The following is a 26,289-nucleotide window of genomic DNA, read 5'->3' as shown; positions in this document are numbered from 1 at the left end:
GTTGATATGAAAAATACATTAGGTGTAATTACTTTGAATTTGCTGTTGGCCGGTTGTTTTTCTGCTTGCGGGAAACAACCGCAGGCCGCAGAAGAGAATGGAGCAAGAGTAGCGTTACTAAGCAACCATTGGGATACCAGCACGTCCAATCGAACGATAGCAGAATTGGATGGTCGGAATTGGAGTGGCCCGTTACCTGCATTGGAGGATATTACGAAGGGTTTCTCTATCCGTTTCAATGCAGACTTCTCCATCCCGAACAGGGACAGGTGTCTTTTGCAAATCCCGGGAGTGCTGGATGTATGTTTGCGCCAGCACAATCCGCTGGATAGGGACAAGCAAAATTATCCGGCCTTTAAGATGGCCGATGGGTCGGTTCCTGTGTTGGAGGCTGTCATCTCACTCAAGACACCCATGGAGGGGAAAGTGGAAAAAATGCCGGTGGGCATTCCCTTGGCTATGTTGGAAAGCCCCTTGGGAAGGCACGACGTTCTATTGAATTTTACAGGAGCAAGATGGACGATGTATGTAGACGGGCAATTGCTCGATAATGATTTCCCTTTGGGGTATCCTTTGGCAGAACAAATGGACAAGTGGGAAATCAATCCGGATTTTGTCTCAAAGGCAGAGCTGGTTTATCCGGCGGTGGCTCCGGTACGTAAAGAAGGAACGGTTCGGGGGGATGGGTCTCAAGTGCAATTCTGGACGCCTGCCGGCCATAATACGTGGGTGGGCGATGTGGTCAGCCTTTATCATAAGGACACTTATCATTTGTTCTATTTGTACGACCGGCGCGGGCATCAGAGCAAACTGGGCAGGGGAGGACACTACTTCGAACACTTGTCTACAAAAGACTTCAAGCATTGGACCGAGCACGAGGCTGCGGTTCCTGTCGAAGAGCAGTGGGAGACGTTTGGAACCGGCACTCCTTTTGTCTACGATGACAAGCTTTGCATCAGTTATGGCTATCATACCACCCGTATCTATCCGAGGGAGCAGACTACGCTTCCCGAGCTTTACGAGTATCTGGACAAGAAGGGACATACGGGAGCGTTCGACAGGCATCAAATGAGGGGTGTTGCGGCAGGTGCCTCTTATTCTGTCAGCGAAGACGGGGTTCACTTTGCCAAAACCGGTGTGCTGTTTCATCCGTGCGAGAATCCGAGTATCTATGTAGACCCCGAAGGAAGGCTGAAGATGCTTGCCAACTATGGGGCGCAAGGCACGTGGGCGTCCGATTCGGTGAATGGTGGCTGGCATTGCCTGAACGAGAATTTCCCGTTGGGAGGAGACTGCACGTTCTTCTTCCATTGGGGAGATTATGATTACATCATAGGCGGATTCACGAGGTTGTGGTCCAAGCGTGCGGAGCAGCCGGACAGTGCGTATAAGGATATGGTGGCATCGGGAGTGGATTTCTATAACGGCCTTTGTGTGCCTACCATTTCGAGGATATTCGATAATCGGTATGTGATGGCCGGCTGGATGTGGATGAAAGCGTGGGGAGGCCCGTTGGTGATTCATGAGTTGGTGCAACTGCCCGATGGAAGAATCGGCACGAAATGGATGGACGAACTGGTGCTGGTGACCCTGAATAGGAAGGTTGCTGTAGAGGCATCTTCTAATCAAGCACAGAATATTCCCTGCCGGTCTTTTTTGCTGACTTTTGATGTGAATCCGACGGCTGCCGACGGTCGGTTGTCTGTCTGCTTGTTGCCGTCGGCTGACAAGGCGTTGCAAGATGCTTGCGAATGGCGGTTGGACAATAAGCGCAGACGGGCGCAGTATTCGTTTGTAACCGCTCGGGCGGATTGCGATGAAAAGACATTGCGCGAGGGCGGGGCACCGCAATCGGGAAGGAATTATGCCATTGAGCAGTTGCCGGATACAGACGGACCGTTTACAGTGCGCATGCTGGTTAAGGCTTCCGATAAGTTTGATGGTACGATGGTGGATACGGAAATTGCCGGTAAGCGGACGATGATTTCTTATCGGGAGAAGTTGTTTGTAGACAGGCTTCAGTTTGCGTGCGATAAGATGGAAATCACAAACCTGAAGGTGGTGCCTTTGGCAGAATAATCCGGGCTATCACCCTCGTTGCAACTACCTGTGGCGAGGGTGATTTTTAGTTTATGAGAAATCCGGCACATTCCGTCTTTTTATGGTTTCAAGAATTTGGAAGAATCTCTTATGATGATATCTCCTCTCAGGGATACGCTTACCGGAGGGCGGTTGTAGCACTTGATTTTCCGCATCATCAGTTCGATGCTGACGTCTGCAATCTCTTTGCAGGGCTGGACAAACGAGGTGAGGGAGCACTTCAGGTGTTGCGAGTACTTCATGTCGTCGAAGCCTGTGATGAGCAGGTCGGTTCTTGTCTTATAACCGATTGCTTCCAATGAAGACATCAGTACGGCGGCGGTTGCGTCGTTGGCGCATATGATGCCTGTCTTGCCCCGCTCTATCCGGATGCGGTTGATGAAGTCCATGTTCTCGGGGTTGCCGCAATACTCGTGTTGCAAGTCGAAGGGCAGGCCGTGTTCCTGGCAGGTATTCTTTACGGCCAGGTAGCGGACTTTTACGGAATAGGCGGAGCTGGGCCTGTACAGGAAATAGATGCGTTGGCATCCGGCATCGATAAGATGTTGCGCCATCGTGCATCCGGCTCCGTAGTTGTCCAGGGAGACTACATCGAAAGGACTTTTCTGGGGAGGGGGTACAATGTCCCGGTCTATCAATATCAGTGGGATATTGGCGCGGCTTATTTGGCTGCAGATGGTTTTGTTGATGATATCTGCATCCGACACCCGCTCTAAGGGGGAAAAGAATATGCCGTCTACTTTCCTTCTGATATAGTTGTTGCAGCACGATTCAATCAGGTTTTTTCTTATCTGGGCGTTGCTGGCTGTGGCCCCGTCCCACAGGCAGGTGAACTGCATGGCTTCGGACTGCTTTAATATTTGGTCGTTTATGATCGAAAAGATTTCCGACTCGCCGGCTCCGGGCAGCAGCAGGCCGAAGGTGTAATTGCTTTTAGACTCTTTTTGGTATAATACAACGGTTCCTTTGCCTTTGTTCTTCTGTACCAGTCCTTCTTTTTGCAGCTGGCTGTATACTTTGGCAATCGTCGGTCTGGAGACATCGTATTTTTCGGCCAGTGTGGTTTCTGTAGGGAGCAGTGTGTTGGTGGGGTAAGTCTGGTCGAGGATTGTACTCTTGACTTCCTGGTAGATGCTCTTGTAGTTATGTTTGTTTTTCATATTGTCCTTCGGTATTGATGGCAGGGGGGTGGAGGTAGAGCCGCATAGAGGAGGGCTTAGAGGCCTGCAGATGCCTTGGCTTCGGCAACCAGTTGGTTTATTTCGGTAGCAGAGATGCTGTCGCGTTCTTCCTTGTCGTAGAGGTAGAGCAGGGTGATGTTCCCGTTTTCTTCGTCTATGCGGTAGGTGTAGGTGATGACACATGCACCGTGGCTTTTGCCCCGGTTCTTGCTGCCGATGGCAAGGCGCGCTTTATGGACACCGTTGCCAAGGTCGGCACCGGCTTGCGGGTTGGCCAATAGTTCATCTTGTAATCGCTGAAGGTCCTGTTTCAGTGATTTGTACTTTTTACTGAGACGTTTTACTTCCCGTAAAAACGCTCTCTCGGTGACGATATTATAATTCATCTATCAGTTCCTGCAAGGTTTTTTGCTTTATCCCCATCCGTTGTGCACGAAACATCTCCGTCAGTCCTTCACGAATGCCGTCCATCACTTCTTCCTTGCTGATGTATTCGGTTTCCTCCTTTTCTTCGGTTTGCAGGGCTTTCAGTGCATTCTTCAATGTGCGTTGCACTTTCTTCAGCACTTCCGGGCTGTCTGTGGCGAAGAGTTGGCGAATGATTTCGGCCCGTTGCACATCAAGGTTCATGGTTGTTGTTGCCATAATCAAGTTCTCCTATAAATAAAAATTGCCCCTTGCCAGGGTGGCAATGGGCAAAGTTAGTAGGATTTTCTGTATATCCCAAGTGTTCAGTGGATTATTTGTGCAGGATATCGCTTCTGTCTGTTCGGGAACGGATATCTGCTATCCTGACTTCCAGCTGCAACATGGTGATGTATGATGGAGACTTGCCCTATTCTAAAAGTATGACTTTTGCCTTTTGATTATCCATTTTGGGCATAGTAGCTCCTATGGGTGCTCCTATGTAAGTCGGGTCGCAAATTGTGTAGCGCTTGCCATTCATGGAAATGTAGTCTCCGTTTACATTCTCTGTAAAGCAGACGGCGGTTGCCAAGTGCCCCGGATAGTAAATCAGTACGACTTTCAGTCCTAACAAATCGCGGACCAATCGGGAGAATAGGATTGAACGGTCTTCACAATCGCAATACGGGTAATAAAGGGTTTCATCCGCGAAAAAAGCCCTATCGCATCCCCATACTTTGTCATCGTATTCATATACGAAGGCCGTCTGAACGAAATTCAGTAATCTGCTGACGGCTTCATACTGTGATTTTCCGCTGATGGCTTGTTTCAAGGCAGGATAAAGAGTACGCTGGGCTTGTTTGCTCAGTGGTGTATTTGCATACATGGCCCATCGGGTGCCGAAATCATTGTTGATACATGATGTCGGGTATGAATTGAAAAACTGTATCAGGTTTTCATTCGTATTGACCACGGCTCTTACATCTTGGTATTGCTTGGATTGCAGGGTGCGTTGTGCGGACGATTTAACGGGATCGTCAATAAATTTCTACATGTCAAGCTTGTAACTGAAGAGAACGGTTTTTTCTTTTTCCAGGTCGCTTTCTTCGACAATCTTTACCACAAGATACTTCCCGCATTCTCGGGTTGGTGTCTTTGCAGTGGAATTGGCATCGTGCAGGCAGTTGATGAAGTCGAAATGAAGGGTTTCGGAGATGGCCATAAGCAACTCGATATCCACATTCTTTCGTTTGAAGATATCATAGACATTTGTGCGTGTCTTGTGGATGGCGTTGGCAAATTCAGAAACGGAAAGTCCGCTTTCTGTCAGATGTTGTCTGATTAGTTTGCCTATGTGAATCTCATTTTTCATGTGTGTATGAGTTCTTGCCGGTAGATCTCCGCGGGTGGCATGTAAAAGAGGGTGACTATAAAAAGAGAGCGTGAGACCTGGTTCTGTTCATCAAGAACTGGTATCGGCAAACACCATGGCAAAATGAACGAAGAAACAATACTCTCACGCTGTTGCATATAACACGACATACGTAGCAAATGTTACGTTAGAAGCATACGCAAATCAGAATGAGCGTCACATTGTCTCTATCCTTTACCTTTGAAATTTTGCCGATTTCGTTCTTAGGATAAAACAAAAAATGCTGTCTTTACGTCCGGACCATTTCTCCGGTCGGACTTTGCAAAGGTACGCTTTTTATTTAGACAATGCAACGCTCTGTGAGAGATATTATTTCTTCAAAGGCTGGTTCGTCTTGCCACAGCCTATGGTGCGACCGTAGTACTTGCATGGCAGTACAAGTGTACTTCCATATAAGTACCGCGGTACTTTCATGCAAGTACTGTGGTATTCTCATTGAAAGAACTCTGATACTGCTACGCAAGTATTCGCGTGTTTTTTCGGAAGGACAGGAGTCCTCTGTCAGGGCGAGTCTTGCAGGTGTACGGATGGGTCAGTCGTTCCAGCTGAGCCGCTCCTCATAGGCATCGAACTCGAGGTCGGGCGACACACCTGCGTGCTTCAGTGCGGCACGTACCGTCTGCTGTTCTTTAGGTGAGAGTGGGCGTTCGCCGCGTCTGCGCTCAAAGTAGGGATTACGGCCGAAGCTGGCAATCAGCCGGTTGCTGAACCGGAAGTATTGTTCGGGAAACATCTGCTGCTGCATTTTGGTGAAGCCGCGGGCGTAGGTCACCGGGGCAGCGTTGCGATAGAAAGGGCAATCGGTTGTAGTCTTGGTTTGTGCAGGATTCAGTACCGGTACGGAGATAATTTCTTTGGGCAGTGCTTCCCAGGCCATGGCGCGAAGGCAGTTGGTGGCAAGGGGGCAGTCTCGGTGGATGCAGTGGGCATAATTGCCGGGAACTTCGTTGTGATGAATAAGTGTCATATATTCTTGCTGTTCGGTTTTTCCGTATTAGGTTTATGTCTGATGAGCGGTTTATATTGTTGGCTTTTCCTCTCTAATCCGAAAAGTTATGATGATTTTTTGGATTAGCCGCTTATCCTATCTCCTTCACAAAGCATCTTCTCCGTTTGTGCTGTTCCGTCTTGAAGTACTCCCATTGCGCTTGTACCTTGCCGTTCAGCTCCAGCTCCGGATTACTTTCGGCATACTCGAAGCCTAGCTTCTGATAAACGGGTATAAGGTCGGAGAAGAGCAGTGCATTCACCCCCTTGTTCTGATATTCCGGCTTCACGGCAACCAACAGCAAATCGAGCATCTTGGGATATTTCTTCAAAAAGATGGTCTTTGCCAGGTGATACCAACCCATAGGAAGCAGGCGCCCGTGGGCTTTCTGCAACGCTTCGGCGAGTGACGGCATGGAGATGCCTACGGCAAGCAGCTGGTCGTCGGCATCGGTAATCAATGTCACCATACGCAGGTCGAGGATGGGCAGGTACATCTTGACGTATTGGTCAATCTGCCGTTGGCTCAGTGCAGAGTAGCCGTAGAGTGGCTGATAAGCTTCGTTCATCAGCTCGAAGATGGCCTGGCCATAGTCTTGGGCAATCTTCTTGGCAGATGTGTATTTCTTTACCTTGAGGTTATACTTGCGCTGGATGAGGTCGGAGATGCGCTTGTGCTTGTCGGGTATGGCGTCGGGAATGTAGATTTTATACTCCACCCAATCGGCATCCTTCTCAAAGCCCATGCGTTCCAGATGTTGCGGATAGTAGGGATAGTTATAAATGGTGGCCATGGTGCTGAGCTGGTCGAATCCTTCGATGAGCATACCTTCGGCATCGAAGTCTGTGAATCCCAGCGGGCCTTGTATATGTGTCATTCCCCGTTCTTTTCCCCATTCTTCCACGGTGCGGATTAGGGCATCGGAGACTTCCGCATCGTCGATGAAGTCTATCCAGCCGAAGCGGACTTCCTTCTTGCCCCAGGTCCGGTTTGCCTTGTGGTTGATGATGGCAGCTACGCGTCCTACGATTTTACCTTCCCGATAAGCCAGGAAATAATCGGCTTCACAAAATTCGAATGCGGCGTTTTTCTTCTTGTTGAAGGTGTTGAGCATGTCATCGAAAAGGTCGGGGACGGAATAAGGGTTGTTCTTGTAGAGCAGGTAGTTGAAACGGATAAAGCGCTCCAGTTCCCGTCTTGTGGTTACTTTCTTGATTGTAATTGCCATAGTTGTTCAATATTGAGGTAGCAAAGGTAATGCAAACTGAGGGCAGAACAAAATAAGCTTGCTTATTTTTTATGCCGAAGTGCAGCTTGCCTTATTTAAAGAAACGTGATAATCTTTAAAATACCGCGTAGAGTGTCTGTAAATTTGCTGTTAGAGGTTGTATATCAGTACCGCTGTGTAGGCAATGTAGCAGAGAATCAGAATGCTTCCTTCCACCCGGGTGATGATGCGTTTCCCGAAAAAGATACCGAACAGCCAAAGCAGGATGCTGGCCCCTACGAGTACCCACAAATCGAAATTGGTGATGCCCGTCAGGCGCAATGGAGTGATGGAGGCCGAACAACCCAGCACGAAGAATATATTGAAGAGATTGCTTCCGATGGCGTTTCCGATAGCTATTTCGGGGTTTTTCTTCAAGGCGGCTACGATGGAGGTGGCGAGTTCGGGCAGTGAAGTGCCGCCTGCCACGAGCGTCAGCCCGATGATGGATTCGCTGACACCCAATCCGCGGGCTATGCCGCTGGCACCGTCTACAAAGAAATTACCTCCGATGATGAGGCCGGCAAGTCCGCCGACGATGTATAGGGCAGACTTCCACGCGGGCAGCAGCCTGATTTCGTCTTCTTCCTGCAGGGGCTCCTTTTCCGGTTCCTTCATGCTTCCATCCCTTTTTGCGATGGCAAAAGTATAACTTAGGAAAATGGCAAAGAAGCATAGCAGCAACAGGCCGTCGGTGATGCTGAGTATGTTCTCGCCACTGCCGTCCAGAAAGACGTCGTTGGCACAAATCAGCAGGGCGACGGACGAAAGAATACAAAGAGGGATTTCGCGTTTCAGCGTATTGCGGGTGATGGCTATCGGGGCAAAAAGGGCCGTACAACCCACAATCACCAGGGTATTGAACGTATTGCTTCCCACCACATTGCCAATGGCAATGTCTGCACTGCCTTTTAGGGCAGAGGATATGCTGACGGTGAGTTCCGGTGCGGAAGTACCGAAGGCGACAATGGTAAGCCCGATGACGATGGACGGTATATGGAAACGTTTGGCAACGGATGTGGCACCGTCTGTCAGCCCGTTGGCACCCAGAAGAATGAGGAGCAGTCCTCCGACAAGAAACAATATATCCATAGGTATGTTAATTTTGAGTACAAAGATAATGCAAACCGGATACAGAACTTTCATGTTTGCATGAAAAAGTTATGTTGATTAGGATAGGAAGTTAAAAACATTCCGTATGTTTGAAGCATTTATTGGGTATATTTGCAACCAGAATTAAATCAAGAAGTTTATATATGAAGGTTATCCGTGCTTTCTGTCTCTGTTGGCTGTTGATGCTGGCAGGCGGAGTGTCAGCTCAGCTGGTAGATAAAGTGCTCAGTGTTTTAGGTGAGGATAGTGTGGGGAGTGTCACAGTGGCAAGGACCGACTCCGATTCGATTCAGCTGTCGCTTGTTCGGCAGGAGTTGGAGGCAGCCCGGCTGAACGAGGCCAACCTGCGGATGGAAATGGAGCAGATGAGGCTGGCGAGCTATGCGGTCGATTCGGTGAAGCTGGCATTGCAGAAACAACGCATTGATTCGTTGCGGGCAGTGACGCCGGGCATTCCGGTGGTGGTGGAGAAGGACACCTTGTTCTATCTGTATGCCAAGCGTGGAGGGCATACGCCCCAACAGCGGGCCAAGGATGTAAGCAGCGTCATCGAAGCATTGGGCACGCGTTTCAATCTGCGTCCGGACTCTGTTTATTTGGAGAGTACGGATATTGTTACGGATTTGATGTATGGCGAGAAGGTCATCGCTTCCTTTACCGATCAGGATGCTTTGTGGGAAAACTGTACCCGTGACCAGCTGGCCGCCAGCAAGAGGCATGTCGTGGTGGACAAACTGAAAGCCATGCAGAAGGAGCATAGCTTGTGGCAGTTGGGTAAACGTATCTTGTACTTTATCCTGGTGCTTGTGGGACAGTTCTTCTTGTTCAAGTTTACCAACTGGCTGTTCAGAAAACTCAAACTACGCATCCAGAGGCTGAAGGATACCAAGCTGAAACCGATCTCCATTCAGGATTATGAATTGCTGGACACGCAGAAGCAGGTCAACCTGCTGGTGTTTGTTGCCAACCTGGTGCGTTATGTAGTCATGCTGTTGCAGTTGCTGCTGACGGTTCCGCTATTATTCTCCATTTTCCCTCAGACCAAGAATTTCGCTTATACCTTATTCTCCTACATTTGGAATCCTATAAAGGTCATCCTGAATGGAATAGCCGACTATATTCCCAATCTGTTCACTATCTTTGTGATATGCTATGCGGTGAAGTATCTGGTCAGACTGGTGCGCTATCTAGCCAATGAGGTGCAGGCTGAACGGCTGAAGATAAACGGCTTCTATCCGGATTGGGCCATTCCTACCTATCACATTGTGCGCTTCTTGCTTTATGCGTTTATGATTGCCATGATTTACCCTTATCTGCCGGGTTCCAAGTCGGGAGTCTTCCAGGGAATCTCCGTGTTTGTCGGCTTGATAGTTTCGCTCGGTTCCAGTACGGTTATCGGCAATATCATTGCAGGCCTGGTCATAACCTACATGCGGCCTTTCAAGCTGGGTGACCGCATCAAGCTGAATGACACTACGGGCAACATCATTGAGAAAACACCGCTCGTCACCCGTATCCGCACTCCGAAGAACGAGGTGGTGACCATCCCCAACTCCTTCATCATGTCCTCCCACACGGTGAACTACAGCCAGTCGGCGCGCGAGTATGGACTCATCATCCACTCCGAGGTGACGATAGGCTACGACGCCCCGTGGCGGCAAGTGCATCAGTTGCTCACGGAAGCTGCGCTGAGCACGCCCGGCGTGGTGGACGACCCGCGTCCCTTTGTGCTTGAGACTTCGCTCAGCGATTGGTATCCGGTGTATCAGGTGAATGCCTACATCAAGGATGCCGACCGCCTGGCACAGATTTACTCCGACCTGCACCAGAACATTCAGGACAAGTTCAACGAGGCTGGCGTGGAGATAATGTCGCCCCACTACATGGCGACGAGGGACGGCAGTGAGACGACGATACCGAAGGATGACTTGAGGGAGAAAAAGCAGTAACGGGGCCGGTTATCGTGCCAGTAAAATCTCTGCAAACGGTACGTAGAACATAAACATCCTCCATTCCTTTGTCTGGAAATCATAAGTTTCGATGAAGTCGCCTTCACGATAGCCTGCAAACCGTCGGCTTTGACGGTCACGGCATCACCGGGATTGAAGGTCTTTCCGGCATCGGATATGGTGATATTGGTCACAAAAGCGGGTTGTTTTTCTTTGTCGTCGTCACTGCAAGCGGCAAGTAGCAGGCTGATTAGTATCAGGAAGTGTATCTTCTTCATCATAGTTATGTATTGACAAATGCAAATATAGGGCTTTTTCTTGTATTCCTGCGGATAGGCTTTGTTTTTGTCGTATGAGATAGAAAAATCCTCCTACGAAACATACTCTTCTGCTTCGTGGGAGGAAAGTGGTTGTTGGACAAGGCTTTAGGGAGTGTGTCTGCTTGCGTGCTGCTTTAGACTATTTGCTGCGCGTCACCGTGTGCAGTACATTCCCTTTCTTGTCAATCATGCGCAGTTCCAGTGTTTTTTTGCTGGCCGATACAATGGAGAAACCCGGTTCGAGGCTGCAGAATACGGTCCCTTCGATGGGCTTCACCTTGCGGGCGAGCGAACCGGCAGAATTGGTGACATAGTCGATGTCGCTGCCTGCCGTGCGTACATGCTGGAAGTTGTGGATGTGTCCGCAGATGTACATATCCACCTTGTGCTTGCGCAGGATGGGGTCGAGGCGTGCTTGCATGTCGGCACGTTCGCTCTCGTCCTTCGGGGTTTCGGCATAGATGGGATGGTGTCCGGCAACGATAACCCAGTCCTCTTTGGCGGCAGTCAGTACGGAATCTATCCAGGAAAGTTGTTGCTGGTAATCCTGCTTGCAGGCATCGGGATAGGTCTCGCTTTCGTTGCGGTATTTGTCAATCATCGGGGCGGTGTCTACCCAAAGGATGCGGATGGTAGCGCCGTTGTCCTCGAACGTCTTGGTGTAATAACGGGCGGGCATGGTCCAGCGGCGGCTGATATTACTGTAGTCGAGCACAGCCTGCGTATTGCCGCGGTATTCGTGGTTGCCCAGCAGGGGGAACCAGTCTATCATCAGCTCCGGATGACTGTAAATAAGTTCGTAGTTGGTCATCCAAAGCGGGTCGTTCACGCTGCGTACGCCTTCAAAATGGTGTACATCGCCGGTGGCAAGTACGAATTCGGGGTCTGCGCCGTTCTCTGCCATCTGTCCCATCAGTTCGGCGATGGGCTTTTGGTCGTAGTAGCCGTTACGGCCGAGGTCGTTGGCTACGTAGAAGTTGAACTTCTTGTCGAAGATGGAGTAATCGGTGATTTGGGCAATGGCTGCGTTGCCGAGTAGGGCAATAAACAGTAAAAGGAATATTTTCTTCATTGTCATTTTGTTTTTTGATTAAATAGTAAAGTATTGATAGTTGATAATCTGATGGTATCTCAACTTCTCCTCCTCCGGGGAGGAGGAGTACCCGTAGGGGGAGGTGGTAGCGATATACACAGAGGAGTATTATATGGTTTATAGCTTTATGCTCCCTACCACCCCGCCCTTCGGGCACCCCTCCTCCCCGGAGGAGGGGAAGTTGAGATACTTAATGCATTGGATGGTTTGTTTAGAAATTAATCTTCACTCCCGCATTCACTTTCACGCCGTAGTATTCTGCCTGCATGGTACGGTCTTTCGTGCCCTGGTAGTAGCGTAGAGGCTGGTTCAGTAGGTTGTTGGCTTCGGCGTAGAAGGTAGTCTTGAACTTCTTTCCGAAGGTATAGCTGGCGTTTACGTCCATATAGTTCACCTTGTCATAGTAGCGGTCGTAGAAGGTGCTTTCTCCCATTTCATCGATGAAGTCGGAAGCGAAGTTATAGCTCAGGCGCAGATTCAGACCGCCTTTCTCAAAGTATAGGGAAGCATTTGCGGTATGCTCCGGCGAGCCGGGCATGCTCAGGTCTTTCTCGTTCTCGCGTCCTTCGAAGTTGAAGTCTTCCACACGGGAATGGGTGTAGGTGTACGTTCCGTAGAAACCTACACACTTCAGAGCGGGAGCAATGAAGCTGAAGTCGCGCTGGTAGGATAACTCTACACCTACCAGGTTGGCGTTGCCTGCATTCTTGGGTTGAGTGAAGCGGGTGTAGGTGTTGCCTTGATACTCATAGTTGGTGCTCACCTGGTCTACGATGAAGTCGTCTATCTTCTTGTAGAAGATGCCGGCGCTTATCAGACCGATGCTGCGGAAGTAATAGTCGGCACTCAAGTCGAAGTTGTAGGAGACGGTAGGTTTCAGCTCCGGGTTTCCGATGGTGATTTCGTTGTCGGAACGTTTGATGTTCACACTGGGCACGAGGGCCGAGTATTTGGGGCGTGACAAGGTTTGGGTAAACGAACCGCGTACTTTGAAGTCATCGTTTACATTCCACTTTACGAGCAGCGACGGCAGGAAGTTGATGTAGCTGTTGCGCTGACGGTCGGTCTTGCTGGTGAGGTCTTCGTCGGTATCGTAGGTGCGTCCCGTATAGGCAAGGTTGGTGTTCTCTATGCGGAGTCCGGTCATCAGTTCCACGTCTTTTGTCAGTTTTTGGTCGAAGCGGAGGTAGCCGGAAGTCACGGTTTCGCGGGCGTTGAAGTTTCCGGCAAGTTCTTCCTGCACCTGCTCTTTCTCAAATAGGGAAGCGTTGTTCAAGTCTAAAGAGCCGGTGTATTCCTTGCTGGCGTAGATGCCTGCCTGGTACTTGTTGTTGGGCATGAAGTTCTTGTTGGTCTGGTCCACTGTATTTGCCAGGCTGTTCGTCATGAAGGCGTCCTCGTCCAGAGGAGAGTATTCGTAGAAATCCACTTCTTTATCCTTGGTCTTGCGTACTACCTTTGCGCCGAACTTCAGCTTGTTGCCGTTCTTGAAAGGAAGCTTGAAGTTGGCAGAGAACTTCAGGTCCTGCTCCTTGATGTCTTCCTGCTGTTCCGTCAGCTCTTTCAGGCTGAATTCATTGTTCAATGTCATGGTAGAGCCTGCTTTGGGGCTGGCAAACGGTTCGCGTTCGTCGCTCAGGTCCATGTCGAACTTCTGTTTTTTCAGTTGGAAGTCGATGTAGCGTTCGTTGGGACGTTCTTCGCTGGCTTTGGCATAGCTGGCGTGCCAGTCCATGGAGAGGGCGCCGAAGAGGTGTTCGCCGCCAAGGGCAAAGTCCATGGTGCGCTGGCGTTCCAGGCGGGCGTTGCGGTTGTCCGGTGTACCGGCTTTGGTCTGTATGCGTACGGTGGCGTTGCCGTCGGGGTCAAGGTCTTTCAGCGTGGTGCGGTAGCGGTTCTCCCAGTCGTTGCGGTTGTTGAAGATGCCTTTGAAGGTCAGTTTGTGGTTGGCATTGATGTCCCAGTCCAGTGCGGCAGAGTAGCTCTGGCGTTCGCGGGTGACGTAGTATTGGCGGATTTGGTAGTCGTTGACGTACGTCTTGCCGTTGTCATCCTGCTCCCACACGAATTCGGTGTCGTAGGAACCGGAAGGTGAGTTCTGATAGGAGGCCGATACAATCAGGCCGAGTTTGTCGTTGAAGAAGCGGTCGCCATAGGTGAAGCCAAGGTTCAGTTGCGCCTTCTCGCTCACCCAGTTGTAGCCGGTTCCGGCAGTGGCGGCAATGGTGCGCTTGTAGGGGGAGTTCTTGGTGACGAGGTTGATGCTGCCGCCGATGGCGTCGCCGTCCATATCGGCGGTTACTACCTTGTTCACTTCGATGGTCTGAATCATGTCTGCCGGAATGAGGTCGAGCTGTACGTTGCGTGTATCGCCTTCGGCAGAGGGAACGCGGTTGCCATTGATGGTGACGGAGCTGAGGTCGGCACTCGTGCCCCGCACTTGCCCGAAGCGCGCCTCGCCTTGGTCGTACTGCACGTTGATGCCGGAGATACGTTTAAGGGCGTCACCGATGTTGGAGTCGGGGAACTTGCCTACCTGGTCGGCAGAGACTACATTCGTAATCCCCATGTTGTTTTTCTGTGAGTTGATGGCGCGGCGCTGGCCTTGGAAGGCGCCGCCTACTACGACTTCCTGCAATTCCACGCCTTCATTCAGCACGACGTCTTTTTCCAGTGTACGGCCTGCGGGGATGGTGATTTTCAGTTCTACGGGAGAGTAGCCCACGTAGCTCACCTTTACTGTATAGGTTCCCGGGTCAAGGTTGGAGAAAGTGTAGAAGCCGTTGACGTCGCTCGTCACGCCAGTGTGTAGTTTCTCGATGTAGATGGATGCACCCGGGAGAGTTTGTTTAGTGGCGTCGATGATGCGTCCACGTACAGTTCCTTGTTTCGTGACATTTGCTTTTTCGTCGGCAATGGCCGTATTGACGGTGGCGGTGAATAGGAGTAAGAATAAGAATGCTCTCAAAATCTGTTTCATACTTGTTATTATCTGTTAATAATCTGCCGCAAAAGTAGAGGGTTGCCGTTACGTGGAGGTTGCGGAGCGTTGAAGAACAGATAACGATTCAGTTACAATGAGGTTACATAAATTCTTGGAGGTAGTACCTTTTCGGCGGTATCTCCCTTTGCCGTCATCTGGCAGACTGATGCTAAAGATGCACGAGATGTGCATCTCGGACTGTATGAGATGTACATCTCGAGCAACATGAGATGTACATCTCGTGCAGAGGAAGGTATAGGGGTTGGTGTCTTATCCCGTAGCCTGGCAGCGGATAAGTACCTTCTTCTCGTCTGCCAGAGTAGTGGCAAAGAGATAAGTGCCTCCCCCTTCGGCCAATTTCAGTCGTTTGCGCAGTTCGGCCACGGTGGCGGGGAAGTTGCGCACGGTGAGGTTCGCCTTTTTCTCGGCAGCCAGCATCTCTTTCACTTCTTTCTTGCCGAAGCCGCAGGAGGAGGTAATCCGGAACTTGCGGCCGGGGAAGTCCGGCAGGAAGTGGTCCGAGGTGTAGAGGTGGCTGTTGGGATGCAGTTTTTCCACCTTATACAATGAGGAGAGGCTGCGGAATGCACCGGCTTTCAGCACGGAGGCATTCGGTTCGTAGAGGTATGATTTCAGTTGAGGGGTGTAGGGGCATGCACGCTCCTTCTCCTGCCGGCGGGTGAAGACGAGGGCTTGGGGAGCCGGTACACCGGTGAAGTTGACGCAATGGATGGGGATGTCGTCTGCCGGCACTCCTTCGCCTTGTCCCAGCAAGAGCAGCAGTTCCTTGCATTCGTTGCCCACGGAGACGATGTGTGCCTGGTGGACATGCTTCAAATCGTTCAGGGCAAGGGTGAGGTCGAGCATGGGGGAGAGTTTTACCAGTACGTGTCTTGCCTTGCGCAGCAGCAGTTCTTCGAGGGCGGCTATATCGGGTTCGCAGTCGCCGATGGCTACGGTCTTTCCACCGTGTCCGTCGCGGCGGGCAGGGTCTATGAATATACAGTCCACGGGCTCCATCTCTTGCAGATGGCAGACGCTGTCTGCGTGGCAGACGGAGATGTGGTTCAGGCCGAGGACAGGGAAGTTGTGTGCGGCTATCTGGCAGAGGGTTTCCTGGCGCTCGACGTAAGTGGCATGCCCGAAGCAGCAGGAGAGGAAGGAGCAGTCGATGCCGAAACCTCCGGTGAGGTCGGTAAAGGTGGCGGCTGGTACAGGGGCGCTGTCCTTCGCGGGATGCTCTTGTTCTGTGCGTAGCAGGTTAGCTATGATCTCCGCTTTATACTGTGCCGTTGCTTGGGAGGAGCATTGCTCCAATGAGAGGTGGGCGGGGTAGAGGATGTCATCGTTCTTCGCCCATGCGGGTATTTTCTCTTTGGCAACCTGCCAGCCGGAAATTTGTGTGATGGCAGCGGGCATGTCTACCGAAGGGTAGCGGCGTGCCTGCAAAGCAAGGCTACGTACGTCGTCGCGGCGATGCTCGCGAATGAAACGGAGGGTGTCTTGGGATAAAGGCATGGCTTGGCTTATTTATTCTGATGCAAAGTTATCTCAAAAAGGGCAAAGTAAGGCATGAATTCGTAGCTTTCTGTTTGATTATTTTTCAGACACAGATGGCGCTGATTACGCAGATTAAGAATATTAAAAATCCGTGTCATCTGCGTCATCCGCGTCAAAGCGATAGCAAATTTAAGTTTCCGGACAAGCTGGGGGTGAGAGTTAAGGGATGACCCGGTATCGCTCCTTTGCCGTCTGCCTGCTGACGCGGTTGAAGTGCCACCATTCACTGGGTAGCGGGTGGAATCCGGCTTCTTTCATTACCTGCCGGAGCAGCAGCCGGTTTTCACGTTCTTGTTCTGTCAGCTTGCCTTGTGCCACGAGCACGGCTTCTTCTGTGATGTGGGCTTCCCTGCCCAGATGGTCTACCGGGGTGCCCATGGGCAGAGGAGTTCCTTTATCGTCGAGTATGCTGATGTCCACCGCCAATCCGTAGTTGTGCAGGCCGCCGCCGCGTGAGGGGTTGGAGACATAGATGTATTTGGAGGTTCCTTTCACTACGTTCCACATCTTCTGCTGTACGGACAAGGGGCGCGCTGCGTCGTAGACGATGAGGCTGTAGCCGGGGTACTGTTCTTTCAGTAGGCGTTGTGCCCGCTTCAGGCTTTTCATGGCATCGGGGTGCAGGTAGGCTTCTTTCAGGTCTTCGTACAATAGGGTTCCGGTGAAGTTGTCGGCACGGGTGTACATCAAGTCGATGGCGATGCTGCTGTCCGCTTCGGCGATGTTGACGAAACCGAGGGAGTCCAGGTAGCGGGCTGTCCGGCTTTTAGCCGGAGCCGGAGGGACGGGTGCCGCTATGGTGTCGGCGTACGGGATGGTGGTCTCCGTATCCGGGTCTTGTGTCTGCTTTGGCGCTTGTTTTCTGCTACAACCGCATAGTGAGCAGCCAAGCAGTAGATATAACAAGTAAAAGAAATATCGTTCCATCTTACAAGGCATTCTTGGCGGTAAGGATTGATTTCATCAAGGCTATGTCCGAACTGACTTCTCCCTGCATCAAGTATTTGTTTTTCCGTTGGCAGGTGGCTTCGTAAATCTCCTTTGCTTTTGCTGTGTCCTTGTCCCGGTAGAGTGCCAGGGCGCAGAGCAGCCGCTGTTTGGAAGACGTCACATCCTTATATTGCCGGATGTAGGTATCCAGCTCATCGGTATATAATTCTTCTGCCCGTGCGGTCCTCTTTGTCACCAATGCGGTGAAGAGCAGCTCGCAAGCGGTTTCCTTTATCAAAAGCCCGATGACTTCGTGCCGGTGGCTCATTATTTTCTCAAATGCATTGTAGGCGGCTTCCCATTCTTCGCAGTCGAGCAGGCGCGAGGCGCTCATCAAGGCTATGGTGACCTGCAGGGCATCTTTGTAGTTGATGTCTTCCGTTTGGCTGAACCATTCGGCAGGCATGTCCTTAGGACGCATGCCCTCTTGCACCAATGCGTTGATGCGCAGCTGGGTGACCAGTGCCTGCTTGCTCTTGCTGTCCTTGAGAAGCAGGCACATGTTGTCGGCATCATTGCCGATGCCGCCCATCTTCATGGGGATGCCGTTCATCCCTGCAAGGAGAATGCCAATCAAAGAGAGCATCAGAAGGAAGAATTTCAGCAGGTAAGGCAGCCCGTCTACGGTCAGCAGGGGGAGGAAGGCAAGGATGGCGGTCAGCAGGTTGGCAAGCACTCCACCCAGGTTGTACAAGGTGGTTGGGATATCTTCAAGAGGCCTTTCGGGTGGGGTAAGCAGGCATTGGCCTCCCGTTCCGGCAAGGCTGAAACGCTTGATGCATAATTTCCCGTCTTTCCGTATGAAGGTAAGGTTGAAGATGCGGAAGGAGACGAAGCGGTAGTCGGTTGCCAGTCCGCAGACAAGATGCCCGCCTTCGTGCAGAAGTACTTGCAGGAAGATGGAGAACAGCAGAATCAGTATGGCTAACAGGGAAATTCCTACCGTCTCCAGCATGCCGGTTTCGGCAAACTTGCTGTGTAAACCGTCGAACGAGTCTCCCAAAACCAGGACTCTTACACCTATTACTCCTACGAAACCGATGCATGCCCCGACCATGAATCCTCCGGCCAATTTAAGTACTTTCTTCATCCTGATATCTTGATAAATGTGTTTGCCGGCAAAGGTAAAGGATTTTATCTGAAATGCAACAGCTTCCCATGTATCATAAAAAGAAAGAGATTGTGATTGCCACAACCTCTTTCCGTCACCTAAACCCACTACGCAGGCTACAGATAGGGAATTATAGTAATATAGATACCCGTAATGATGGCTTCTTGCTTTTCTGTCCTTATCTTAGGGTATACTTTCCCAAATCTTTGTTATGTTCGTAATATTTCCGAGTATATCCTATAGATTCCATCTTCTCTTTATTGACAGTTTAATAATCTGCATTTTCGAATTCCACAATATGAGGCAGTATTGGAAATCGGTTATCATGATGCTGGTTTATTCTGTGCTTTTATCAGTAACCAACTACTGACTCGCTTTTTCAATATTTTTGCATATGATAGTTGCGTTCTTGGTATACTCTTTGTCAATCCCATTATGCTGGCAATGGTCGTTTTAAATTTCGAACATTCTGCTCCGTGCCAGCATGCAGGCCCCAACTACTCCAGCCTTGTCTTTTAGCTTGGAAACAGTCACCGTGGCGTCTTTGTTGACCAGATTCAATGAGTATTTCCTTATTGCCGTTTTGATTGGCTGCACTATATAGTCTCCTGTTGATGATAGTGTACCCCCGATTATTACTAGTTCCGGATTGAATATGCTTATTAATCCAGCTATTTGCCTTCCCAGTTTTTGGCCTATTTCTTCCACTATCTCAATGCATAGCAAGTCCTCTTTATTGACTGCGGTGATGATTTCATCCAAGGTGGGCGGATTTTCTGCAGTCCGTTTTGATAGTATGGAACTTTCTCCGCTACCGATTCTTTCCAACAGGATGCGGTGTAGTGCCGATCCTGAGGCTTCCGTTTCCAGGCATCCTTTTTTGCCGCAGTGGCACAGTATTTCATTATCGAAAACATTGACATGCCCGAATTCTCCGGAAAATCCAGATTTTCCCGTGTATACCTTCCCGTCTATGATGATGCCGATTCCGAGTCCCCAGCTTATGTTGACAAAGATGATGTCCTTTTCCCCTTTGACGCATCCTTGCATATGCTCTCCATAGGTCATGGCCCTTGTGTCGTTGTCTATGCAGACCGGGTATCCTATCTTTTCATTCAGTACATCCGCCAAAGGACGCTCTGAAAAGTTGAACATGCTGAAACTATATCCTGATTCCGGATTTACTCTTCCGGAGATGTTGATGCAGATGTTCATTATCTTCTTGTCGTTGATTTCCGTTCCCTTTATGAAGTTTCGGATGAGTGCACACAGTTCTTCCAAAGCTTCCTGTGTATTTTCGAACTTGTATGGTATGTTCATCTTGATTTCCACCATATCCCCCTTGAAATTGATCAGTCCGATGTTTATGGCAAATTTCTTAATGTCCACTCCAATGAAGTATCCTGATTCCGGGTTGAGTCCGTATAGGCTTGGATGGCGGCCGCTACTGGTCTCCAGTTTCCCATAGTCGTTTATATAGTTGTCCTCACACATTTCATTGATGAATTTGGTGGTTGTGGGCACACTCAGATCGAGTTCCTTGGCCAAATCGGTAATAGTGGAGCTCCCATTATATATATAATGTGTGATGATCCTTTTTTTTAAGAGTGCATTCTTGCTCCCGGTTTCCATTTCTTTTAATAAGTTCTGTTTCATATGTATGTATTTTTATGTTATTTACTCTATTTTGTTTATTATATTAATAAATACGGATTTATTATTCTAAAATATTATGTATTTGATTTGTTATTATGTAAATTGTTTTGTAATTACGCGTTAATATATATTAATTGTAGGTTATATATTAATTAAATACTTTATTAAGTCTTGCAAATATAATAAATATATCTATATTTGCAGCGTGATAATTGAATAATAACAATTAATATCTAAAACAATGAAAAACATAATTGATTTTTTATCTTAAAAAAGTGTATTCGATAGGTTTAATATATAATGGTTGATCTTAATTTTATTAATAATGAAAACACGCAGGGATTTTTTAAAGAGGACCGCTTTGTTCGGTGCGTCTGCATTCATGGCCCCTTCATTGTTGGGGCGAGAGGGTGATGGGGATTGCTTCTTTTCTCAAGAGTCTGCCTCTTCCATGCTAGTTCCCATGGGCGATGCACTTAAAATTACCGGCACGTTCTTGGATGAGATATCCCATGATATTCCCCATCAGAATTGGGGGGAAAGGGAATGGGATCAGGATTTCCGGTATATGCAGAGTATTGGAATTGACACGGTCATAATGATCCGGTCGGGTTATCGCAAATTCATTACTTATCCTTCGGCGCATTTGCTGGGCAAAGGGTGTTATATGCCTTCCGTCGATTTGTTGGACATGTTCCTTCGGCTGGCGGGGAAATATCACATGAAGTTCTATTTTGGTTTATATGATTCGGGCAAGTACTGGGATACCGGTGACCTTTCGTGGGAGGTTGAGGATAACAAGTATGTGATTGATGAGGTGTGGAGCAGGTACGGTGAGAAGTACAAGAGTTTCGGCGGATGGTATATCAGTTGTGAGATAAGCCGTAAGACGAAGGGTGCCATTGATGCCTTTCATGCGATGGGCAAACAATGCAAGGATGTCTCCGGCGGTTTGCCGACTTTTATTTCTCCGTGGATTGACGGGAAAAAGGCCGTGATGGGTACAGATAAGTTGACAAAGGAGAATGCGGTTTCTGTTCAGGAGCATGAAAGGGAGTGGAATGAAATTTTCGATGGCATTCATGATGTGGTTGACGCCTGTGCTTTTCAGGACGGACATATCGATTACGATGAACTGGATGCTTTCTTTACGGTGAACAAAAAGCTGGCTGATAAGTATGGCATGAAATGTTGGACAAACGCTGAAACCTTTGATCGTGACATGCCCATCGACTTTTTGCCTATTAAGTTTGACAAGTTACGGATGAAGCTGGAGGCTGCCAAGCGAGCCGGTTATGACAAGGCCATCACTTTTGAGTTTTCTCATTTTATGAGTCCCCAATCAGCATATTTGCAGGCAGGACACTTGTATAATAGGTATAAGGAATATTTCAATATTAAGTGATTATGAATTTTATGCTCAGATTGTTTTGCAGTTGTTGTCTGTTCTTGGTTGTCTCAATCATGCAGGCTGCAATTTATCCAGATCCCGTTGAAGGCGTGGTGACCTGTAAAGGCAAAGGGCTTGCTGGTGTTGTGGTGACAGATGGTTTTGACGTGGTGCTGACTGATGCTCAGGGCCGTTATGAGTTGCCGCGCAACCGGGATGCTCGGTTTGTATATCTTTCCACGCCTGCAGGTTATCTGCCGCAAGAGGGTGGTGGGCATATCGCTTTCTTTTTCCCGCTTAAGAAAGGCCGTTTAAAGTATGATTTTGAATTGAAGAGGAATCTGAAAGATGATATGAAGCATGTGTTTATGGTACAGACTGATGTGCAAGTCAGCTGTCAGGAGCATTTAGACAGTTATCGTTCTTATGTAGGTAAGGCACGAGCCTTTATGGAAAAGTATGCCAAGGAGCGTGATGCCTTCGTGTTGGATTGTGGTGACATTGTGGGTAATACTCCTGGTTTATACCCAGATTACATTCAAGTGTCTGGCGGTCTGGGATTGCCTGTTTACCGTATCATAGGAAATCATGATATGGAAATGGGTGTACGTTCTTTTGAACATTCATACAAGACCTATGAGGACTATTTTGGTCCCATTTATTATTCTTTCAATCGTGGAAAGGCACATTATATTATACTAGACAATTGTTTTTATATCAATAGGGATTATCGTTATATAGGTTACATTGATGAACGTACACTGCAATGGATAGAGAAAGATTTGGCTTTGGTGCCGAAAGATCATCTGGTATTTGTAATGATGCATATTCCTTCCAGCACTACCAAGGACATCAAGTTCAATGCCTTGCTACCCGACGAGACAAGCAATGCCAATAGTCTGTATGATTTGCTGAAAGACCATGAGGCACACCTCATTACCGGACATACCCATGTGAACGGTAACGTGGTGTTCAACGACCGGTTAATGGAACACAATACAGCTGCTGTATGTGCAGGTTTTTGGAAATCCATGCTTTGTTCTGACGGTACCCCCCAAGGCTTTGGACTTTATGAGGTAGATGGTAATCAGGTGAAGTGGCACTACAAAGCGGTAGATTATCCGCTGGAATACCAGTTTCAGGCTTATGCTCCGGGTAGTTCGAAAGAGTTTCCCGAAGAAGTGCTGGCCAATGTCTGGAATTGGGATGAGCAGTGGAAGGTAGAGTGGTTCGAGAATGGTACTTGTATGGGTGAGATGACCCGTTGTGAAGGTTTGGATCCAGCTGCTGTAGAAGCTTTTTCCGATCGTGAAAAGATGGGTGCACTCTGGGTGAATGCTTTTCCTACCAATCATTTGTTTAAGGCTGTTCCTAAAGATAAAAAGGCTCGCATAGAAGTACTAGTGACCGATCGCTTCGGTACTGTTTATAAGCAACTTGTAAAAGAATAATTTGAATTTAATCGATAAATTTTATACTATGAAATCTTCGGTCAATATTGGTTATGTAGTTTTCTTGTCTGTTGTGGCTGCTTTGGGAGGATTTCTTTTCGGATATGATACAGCAGTCATTTCCGGTACCATTGCCAAGGTAACCGCTCAGTTTAATTTAGATACCATGTCGCAAGGGTGGTATGTGGGCTGTGCGTTGATAGGTTCTATTGTAGGAGTGCTCTTTGCTGGTATTTTAAGTGACAAGCTTGGTCGTAAACGTACCATGATTCTGTCGGCCATACTCTTTTCCATGTCTGCTATCGGTTGTGCGGTATGTGCAGATTTCAATCAGTTGGTGGTTTACCGTATTGTCGGAGGTGTAGGTATCGGTGTGGTTTCCATTGTATCCCCTCTTTATATATCCGAGGTGTCGGTAGCTCAGTATCGTGGACGCTTGGTATCACTTTATCAATTAGCGGTTACCATTGGCTTTTTAGGAGCTTATCTAATGAATTATCAGTTGCTTATGTATGCTGAGACCCATGCAGGAGCTGCCGATAGCTGGTTTAACTGGATTTTTGTGAATGAAGTATGGAGAGGAATGTTGGGAATGGAGACTTTGCCTGCTTTGCTGTTCTTTGCCATTGTCTTCTTTATTCCGGAAAGTCCGCGTTGGCTGATTGTCCGCAATCGTGAAGAGCGTGCGGTCAATATTTTGGAGCACATTTACAGCTCTTCCAAAGAAGCGTTGGTGCAATTGAACGAAACGAAGTCTGTTCTTACTTCCGAAACCAAATCAGAGTGGTCCTTGCTTTTGTCGCCGGGTATTATGAAAGCCGTTATTATCGGTGTATGTATAGCCATCCTCGGACAGTTTATGGGAGTGAATGCAGTCTTGTATTATGGTCCTTCCATCTTTGAAGGGGCTGGCCTTTCCGGTGGCGATTCCTTGTTCTATCAGGTGTTGGTGGGGCTAGTCAATACCCTGACTACTGTACTGGCTCTTGCCATTATTGATAAAGTGGGTCGTAAGAAATTGGTGTATTACGGTGTTTCAGGCATGATTCTTTCATTGGTATTGATAGGCTTTTATTTTATTGCCGGAGAATCATGGGGCATTTCAAGCCTATTCCTGCTAGTTTTCTTTTTGTTCTATGTGTTTTGCTGTGCGGTTTCCATTTGCGCAGTCGTGTTTGTATTGCTTTCCGAAATGTATCCAATCCGGGTGCGTGGGCTGGCCATGTCCATTGCCGGTTTTGCATTGTGGATAGGTACATACCTGATTGGGCAGCTTACCCCCTGGATGCTCCAAAATCTTACCCCCGCCGGAACATTCTTCCTGTTTGCTGCCATGTGTATTCCCTACATGCTGATAGTTTGGAAACTGGTGCCGGAGACCACCGGAAAATCATTGGAAGAGATTGAACGTTATTGGATGAAAATAAAAAATTGACCTTAATAATAGATATGATGAAAGTTAGAAAAATTTTATTGAGTGGTTGTTTGGTGGCAACTTTATGCTCATGTGGTGGTTCTCAAAACGAGAATTTGAATCTTACTCTATCAAAAGATGCTCTGTTTGATAAAGTAAAAGGTGCTTGGGCCGGTCAGGTTATCGGCTGTACGTATGGAGGTCCTACAGAGTTCCGCTATCTGTCTACTATGATTCCGGATTCGATAGTGATGCCTTGGGGACCGGGTGAAATTAAAAAATGGTACGATGGTGGTGGCGGTCTTTATGACGATGTATATGTCGACCTGACTTTTGTGGAGACTTTTGAAAGATACGGTTTGGATGCTCCGGCCGATTCTTTTGCCACAGCCTTTTTGGCTAAAGAATACCCTTTGTGTCATGCCAATCAGATGGCCCGTTACAATCTTCTTCATGGCTTGACTCCTCCCGCCAGCGGGCATTGGAAAAATAATCCCCATGCCAATTGTCTGGATTTTCAGATTGAAGCGGATTTTGCAGGTATCATGGCTCCAGGTATGGTAAATAGTGCTACTGAAATTTGCGATCGTGTAGGACACATCATGGCGTATGGCGATGGCTGGTATGGTGGTGTATATGTAGCAGCCATGTACTCTTTGGCTTATGTGAGCGATGATGTTGAGTATGTTGTGACGGAGGCGTTGAGGTCTATTCCTCGGGAAAGTCGTTTTCATGCATGCATGGCTGATGTTATAAATTGGCATAAACAGTATCCAGAGGATTGGAAAAAATGTTGGGAAGAAATAGAGAAAAAATGGGGATCCAATGATATTGCTTGTCCAGATGGGGTTGAGATGCCTTTCAATATTGAGACTTATGTGAACGGTGCATATATCATTTTAGGGCTTCTCTACGGGCAGGGTGACTTTGAGAAGACGATTGATATTTCTACACGTGCCGGTCAGGATTCAGATTGTAATCCGGCTTCTTCTGGGGGAATTTTGGGAACAATGATTGGGTATAATCGCATTCCCGAGAAATTCAGAAAAGAGCTGACTGTAGTCGAAGATATTCCTTTCAATAATACAGTGAGCTTTAATAAAGGATGTGAATTGAGTTTTGGGCACGCTTTACAAATGATAGAAAAAAACGGTGGAAAAGTTGGAAGCGATGAGGTGACTATCTGTTTTCAAGAACTGGAACCTGCACAATTGGAGATTAGCTTCGAAGGCTTGAAAGTTGATAAAAAAGTGGTAGTGGAGAATTGGATTGCTAATTTCCCGACCTTCGAATTTGAAGGTGTGGGGGCTGTCATTAAAGGTGAATTGAAAGGTGAGAATGTGCCCGAAGATTACGTTGCTGAACTGGAAGTGTATTTCAATGATAGATTGATTGAGGTATGCAAGCTTCCGCTGAAGTATAATCACCGTAAGCATGAGTTGTTCTTTAATTATGTACAGTCTTATGGCAAATATACCGTGACTTGTAAATGGGTAAACCCCGTTGAAGGAGCAGATATTTGGGTAAGAGATGTAATTTCTTATACAACAGATAAATAATGTGAATGTAAAGGGCTGGTTTAGATGCATGTCGGATAAAAAACGTTCCCAGCCCTATTTAAAAAAGAATGAAGATGATGGATTTTAAGAAATTGGCGAATCAGTATAAGGACGAACTTATGAATAATGTTCTTCCTTTTTGGTTGAATCATTCCCAAGACACCGAATACGGTGGCTATTTTACTTGTCTGGATCGGGAGGGGAATGTTTTCGACACGGATAAATTTATCTGGCTGCAAGGCCGGGAAGTATGGATGTTCTCCATGCTTTACAATAGGGTGGAGAAGCGTCAGGAGTGGCTTGATTGTGCCATTCAGGGTGGTGAGT

At 48.3% G+C, this 26,289-nt stretch carries 22 protein-coding genes; 7 read left to right on the top strand and 15 right to left on the bottom strand.

The window, feature by feature from the left end; genetic code table 11:
• Window positions 1-6: 6 nt before the first annotated feature.
• The gene (locus tag ABUA47_RS04675) at window positions 7-2,079 is read left to right on the top strand and encodes a hypothetical protein (RefSeq protein ID WP_349824398.1); all 2,073 of its coding nucleotides are present in this window, start codon (window positions 7-9) and stop codon (window positions 2,077-2,079) included.
• An 80-nt stretch (window positions 2,080-2,159) separates the two neighbouring features.
• Here the strand turns inward: ABUA47_RS04675 and ABUA47_RS04670 are convergent, their stop codons facing one another.
• From ABUA47_RS04670 to ABUA47_RS04635, 8 genes are all read right to left on the bottom strand, one after another.
• Window positions 2,160-3,260, bottom strand: a complete 1,101-nt coding sequence (locus tag ABUA47_RS04670; RefSeq protein WP_025832379.1) for a GntR family transcriptional regulator — start codon at window positions 3,258-3,260, stop codon at window positions 2,160-2,162.
• Between the two features lie 56 nt (window positions 3,261-3,316).
• Window positions 3,317-3,667, bottom strand: coding sequence for a type II toxin-antitoxin system RelE/ParE family toxin (locus ABUA47_RS04665; protein ID WP_349824399.1), 351 nt, complete (start codon window positions 3,665-3,667; stop codon window positions 3,317-3,319).
• Window positions 3,657-3,926, bottom strand: coding sequence for a hypothetical protein (locus ABUA47_RS04660; protein ID WP_128809431.1), 270 nt, complete (start codon window positions 3,924-3,926; stop codon window positions 3,657-3,659). Before ABUA47_RS04660 ends, ABUA47_RS04665 begins: the two co-directional genes overlap by 11 nt.
• Before the next feature lie 190 nt (window positions 3,927-4,116).
• Entirely contained in the window at window positions 4,117-4,659 is a 543-nt protein-coding gene (locus tag ABUA47_RS04655; protein ID WP_025832385.1) for a hypothetical protein, read from the bottom strand.
• A 75-nt stretch (window positions 4,660-4,734) separates the two neighbouring features.
• Entirely contained in the window at window positions 4,735-5,058 is a 324-nt protein-coding gene (locus ABUA47_RS04650; RefSeq protein WP_209441601.1) for a helix-turn-helix domain-containing protein, read from the bottom strand.
• A gap of 592 nt (window positions 5,059-5,650) precedes the next feature.
• Window positions 5,651-6,085 carry a DUF6078 family protein gene (locus ABUA47_RS04645; protein ID WP_025832389.1) on the bottom strand — a complete coding sequence of 145 codons (435 nt, stop codon included), beginning with the start codon at window positions 6,083-6,085 and terminating at the stop codon, window positions 5,651-5,653.
• A 112-nt stretch (window positions 6,086-6,197) separates the two neighbouring features.
• A complete protein-coding gene (locus tag ABUA47_RS04640; RefSeq protein WP_025832391.1) occupies window positions 6,198-7,334 on the bottom strand; it encodes a hypothetical protein in 1,137 nt (378 codons plus the stop codon).
• Between the two features lie 150 nt (window positions 7,335-7,484).
• The gene (locus tag ABUA47_RS04635; protein WP_349824400.1) at window positions 7,485-8,465 is read right to left on the bottom strand and encodes a calcium/sodium antiporter; all 981 of its coding nucleotides are present in this window, start codon (window positions 8,463-8,465) and stop codon (window positions 7,485-7,487) included.
• A gap of 164 nt (window positions 8,466-8,629) precedes the next feature.
• Between ABUA47_RS04635 and ABUA47_RS04630 the strand changes: the two genes are divergently transcribed.
• Window positions 8,630-10,435 (top strand): mechanosensitive ion channel family protein, encoded by a 1,806-nt coding sequence (locus ABUA47_RS04630; protein ID WP_349824401.1) that lies wholly within the window; start codon window positions 8,630-8,632, stop codon window positions 10,433-10,435.
• Here ABUA47_RS04630 and ABUA47_RS04625 read toward each other — a convergent pair.
• From ABUA47_RS04625 to ABUA47_RS04595, 7 genes are all read right to left on the bottom strand, one after another.
• Window positions 10,366-10,716, bottom strand: coding sequence for a hypothetical protein (locus tag ABUA47_RS04625; protein ID WP_349824402.1), 351 nt, complete (start codon window positions 10,714-10,716; stop codon window positions 10,366-10,368). The genes ABUA47_RS04630 and ABUA47_RS04625 overlap by 70 nt on opposite strands.
• Window positions 10,717-10,894: 178 nt before the next feature.
• A complete protein-coding gene (locus ABUA47_RS04620) occupies window positions 10,895-11,827 on the bottom strand; it encodes a metallophosphoesterase (protein ID WP_349824403.1) in 933 nt (310 codons plus the stop codon).
• A 232-nt stretch (window positions 11,828-12,059) separates the two neighbouring features.
• Window positions 12,060-14,828 carry a TonB-dependent receptor gene (locus ABUA47_RS04615; RefSeq protein WP_349824404.1) on the bottom strand — a complete coding sequence of 923 codons (2,769 nt, stop codon included), beginning with the start codon at window positions 14,826-14,828 and terminating at the stop codon, window positions 12,060-12,062.
• Window positions 14,829-15,101: 273 nt separating this feature from the next.
• On the bottom strand, window positions 15,102-16,349 hold the full coding sequence (locus ABUA47_RS04610; protein ID WP_035447322.1) for a THUMP-like domain-containing protein: 1,248 nt from the start codon (window positions 16,347-16,349) through the stop codon (window positions 15,102-15,104).
• Between the two features lie 201 nt (window positions 16,350-16,550).
• On the bottom strand, window positions 16,551-17,318 hold the full coding sequence (locus ABUA47_RS04605) for a M15 family metallopeptidase (protein ID WP_005834325.1): 768 nt from the start codon (window positions 17,316-17,318) through the stop codon (window positions 16,551-16,553).
• A 1-nt stretch (window position 17,319) separates the two neighbouring features.
• Window positions 17,320-18,471 (bottom strand): hypothetical protein, encoded by a 1,152-nt coding sequence (locus ABUA47_RS04600; protein WP_035447805.1) that lies wholly within the window; start codon window positions 18,469-18,471, stop codon window positions 17,320-17,322.
• A gap of 474 nt (window positions 18,472-18,945) precedes the next feature.
• On the bottom strand, window positions 18,946-20,148 hold the full coding sequence (locus ABUA47_RS04595; protein WP_035447319.1) for an ROK family transcriptional regulator: 1,203 nt from the start codon (window positions 20,146-20,148) through the stop codon (window positions 18,946-18,948).
• Between the two features lie 325 nt (window positions 20,149-20,473).
• On the opposite strand from ABUA47_RS04595, the gene ABUA47_RS04590 reads away from it, so the two are divergent.
• The 5 genes from ABUA47_RS04590 to ABUA47_RS04570 all read left to right on the top strand — a co-directional run.
• Window positions 20,474-21,553, top strand: a complete 1,080-nt coding sequence (locus ABUA47_RS04590) for a DUF4434 domain-containing protein (RefSeq protein ID WP_035447803.1) — start codon at window positions 20,474-20,476, stop codon at window positions 21,551-21,553.
• 11 nt (window positions 21,554-21,564) lie between these two features.
• Window positions 21,565-22,989 (top strand): calcineurin-like phosphoesterase C-terminal domain-containing protein, encoded by a 1,425-nt coding sequence (locus tag ABUA47_RS04585; RefSeq protein WP_178610878.1) that lies wholly within the window; start codon window positions 21,565-21,567, stop codon window positions 22,987-22,989.
• Between the two features lie 28 nt (window positions 22,990-23,017).
• Window positions 23,018-24,424: a sugar porter family MFS transporter gene (locus ABUA47_RS04580; protein WP_035447316.1), complete on the top strand. Its 1,407-nt coding sequence runs from the start codon at window positions 23,018-23,020 to the stop codon at window positions 24,422-24,424.
• A 17-nt stretch (window positions 24,425-24,441) separates the two neighbouring features.
• Window positions 24,442-25,962, top strand: a complete 1,521-nt coding sequence (locus tag ABUA47_RS04575; protein ID WP_035447801.1) for an ADP-ribosylglycohydrolase family protein — start codon at window positions 24,442-24,444, stop codon at window positions 25,960-25,962.
• Window positions 25,963-26,039: 77 nt separating this feature from the next.
• On the top strand, window positions 26,040-26,289 hold a 250-nt coding region (locus ABUA47_RS04570; protein ID WP_349831433.1), incomplete at its 3' end, for an AGE family epimerase/isomerase.

The sequence above is a fragment of the Bacteroides sp. RTP31139st1_H2_RTP31139_211217 genome, assembly GCF_040227615.1.
GTDB classification, from domain to species: domain Bacteria; phylum Bacteroidota; class Bacteroidia; order Bacteroidales; family Bacteroidaceae; genus Bacteroides; species Bacteroides uniformis.
Note: the sequence above shows the minus strand (reverse complement) of the source record. Positions and strands in the feature narration are given on the sequence as shown.

Excerpts from the sequence above, each read along its gene's own strand:
- ABUA47_RS04575 (WP_035447801.1), top strand. The coding sequence starts at position 24,442 with ATGAAAGTTAGAAAAATTTTATTGAGTGGTTGTTTGGTGGCAACTTTA.
- ABUA47_RS04615 (WP_349824404.1), bottom strand. The coding sequence starts at position 14,828 with ATGAAACAGATTTTGAGAGCATTCTTATTCTTACTCCTATTCACCGCC.
- ABUA47_RS04635 (WP_349824400.1), bottom strand. The coding sequence starts at position 8,465 with ATGGATATATTGTTTCTTGTCGGAGGACTGCTCCTCATTCTTCTGGGT.
- ABUA47_RS04650 (WP_209441601.1), bottom strand. The coding sequence starts at position 5,058 with ATGAAAAATGAGATTCACATAGGCAAACTAATCAGACAACATCTGACA.
- ABUA47_RS04665 (WP_349824399.1), bottom strand. The coding sequence starts at position 3,667 with ATGAATTATAATATCGTCACCGAGAGAGCGTTTTTACGGGAAGTAAAA.
- ABUA47_RS04600 (WP_035447805.1), bottom strand. The coding sequence starts at position 18,471 with ATGAAGAAAGTACTTAAATTGGCCGGAGGATTCATGGTCGGGGCATGC.
- ABUA47_RS04660 (WP_128809431.1), bottom strand. The coding sequence starts at position 3,926 with ATGGCAACAACAACCATGAACCTTGATGTGCAACGGGCCGAAATCATT.
- ABUA47_RS04625 (WP_349824402.1), bottom strand. The coding sequence starts at position 10,716 with ATGATGAAGAAGATACACTTCCTGATACTAATCAGCCTGCTACTTGCC.
- ABUA47_RS04640 (WP_025832391.1), bottom strand. The coding sequence starts at position 7,334 with ATGGCAATTACAATCAAGAAAGTAACCACAAGACGGGAACTGGAGCGC.
- ABUA47_RS04645 (WP_025832389.1), bottom strand. The coding sequence starts at position 6,085 with ATGACACTTATTCATCACAACGAAGTTCCCGGCAATTATGCCCACTGC.
- ABUA47_RS04585 (WP_178610878.1), top strand. The coding sequence starts at position 21,565 with ATGCTCAGATTGTTTTGCAGTTGTTGTCTGTTCTTGGTTGTCTCAATC.
- ABUA47_RS04580 (WP_035447316.1), top strand. The coding sequence starts at position 23,018 with ATGAAATCTTCGGTCAATATTGGTTATGTAGTTTTCTTGTCTGTTGTG.
- ABUA47_RS04590 (WP_035447803.1), top strand. The coding sequence starts at position 20,474 with ATGAAAACACGCAGGGATTTTTTAAAGAGGACCGCTTTGTTCGGTGCG.
- ABUA47_RS04610 (WP_035447322.1), bottom strand. The coding sequence starts at position 16,349 with ATGCCTTTATCCCAAGACACCCTCCGTTTCATTCGCGAGCATCGCCGC.
- ABUA47_RS04595 (WP_035447319.1), bottom strand. The coding sequence starts at position 20,148 with ATGAAACAGAACTTATTAAAAGAAATGGAAACCGGGAGCAAGAATGCA.
- ABUA47_RS04620 (WP_349824403.1), bottom strand. The coding sequence starts at position 11,827 with ATGAAGAAAATATTCCTTTTACTGTTTATTGCCCTACTCGGCAACGCA.
- ABUA47_RS04670 (WP_025832379.1), bottom strand. The coding sequence starts at position 3,260 with ATGAAAAACAAACATAACTACAAGAGCATCTACCAGGAAGTCAAGAGT.
- ABUA47_RS04675 (WP_349824398.1), top strand. The coding sequence starts at position 7 with ATGAAAAATACATTAGGTGTAATTACTTTGAATTTGCTGTTGGCCGGT.
- ABUA47_RS04605 (WP_005834325.1), bottom strand. The coding sequence starts at position 17,318 with ATGGAACGATATTTCTTTTACTTGTTATATCTACTGCTTGGCTGCTCA.
- ABUA47_RS04630 (WP_349824401.1), top strand. The coding sequence starts at position 8,630 with ATGAAGGTTATCCGTGCTTTCTGTCTCTGTTGGCTGTTGATGCTGGCA.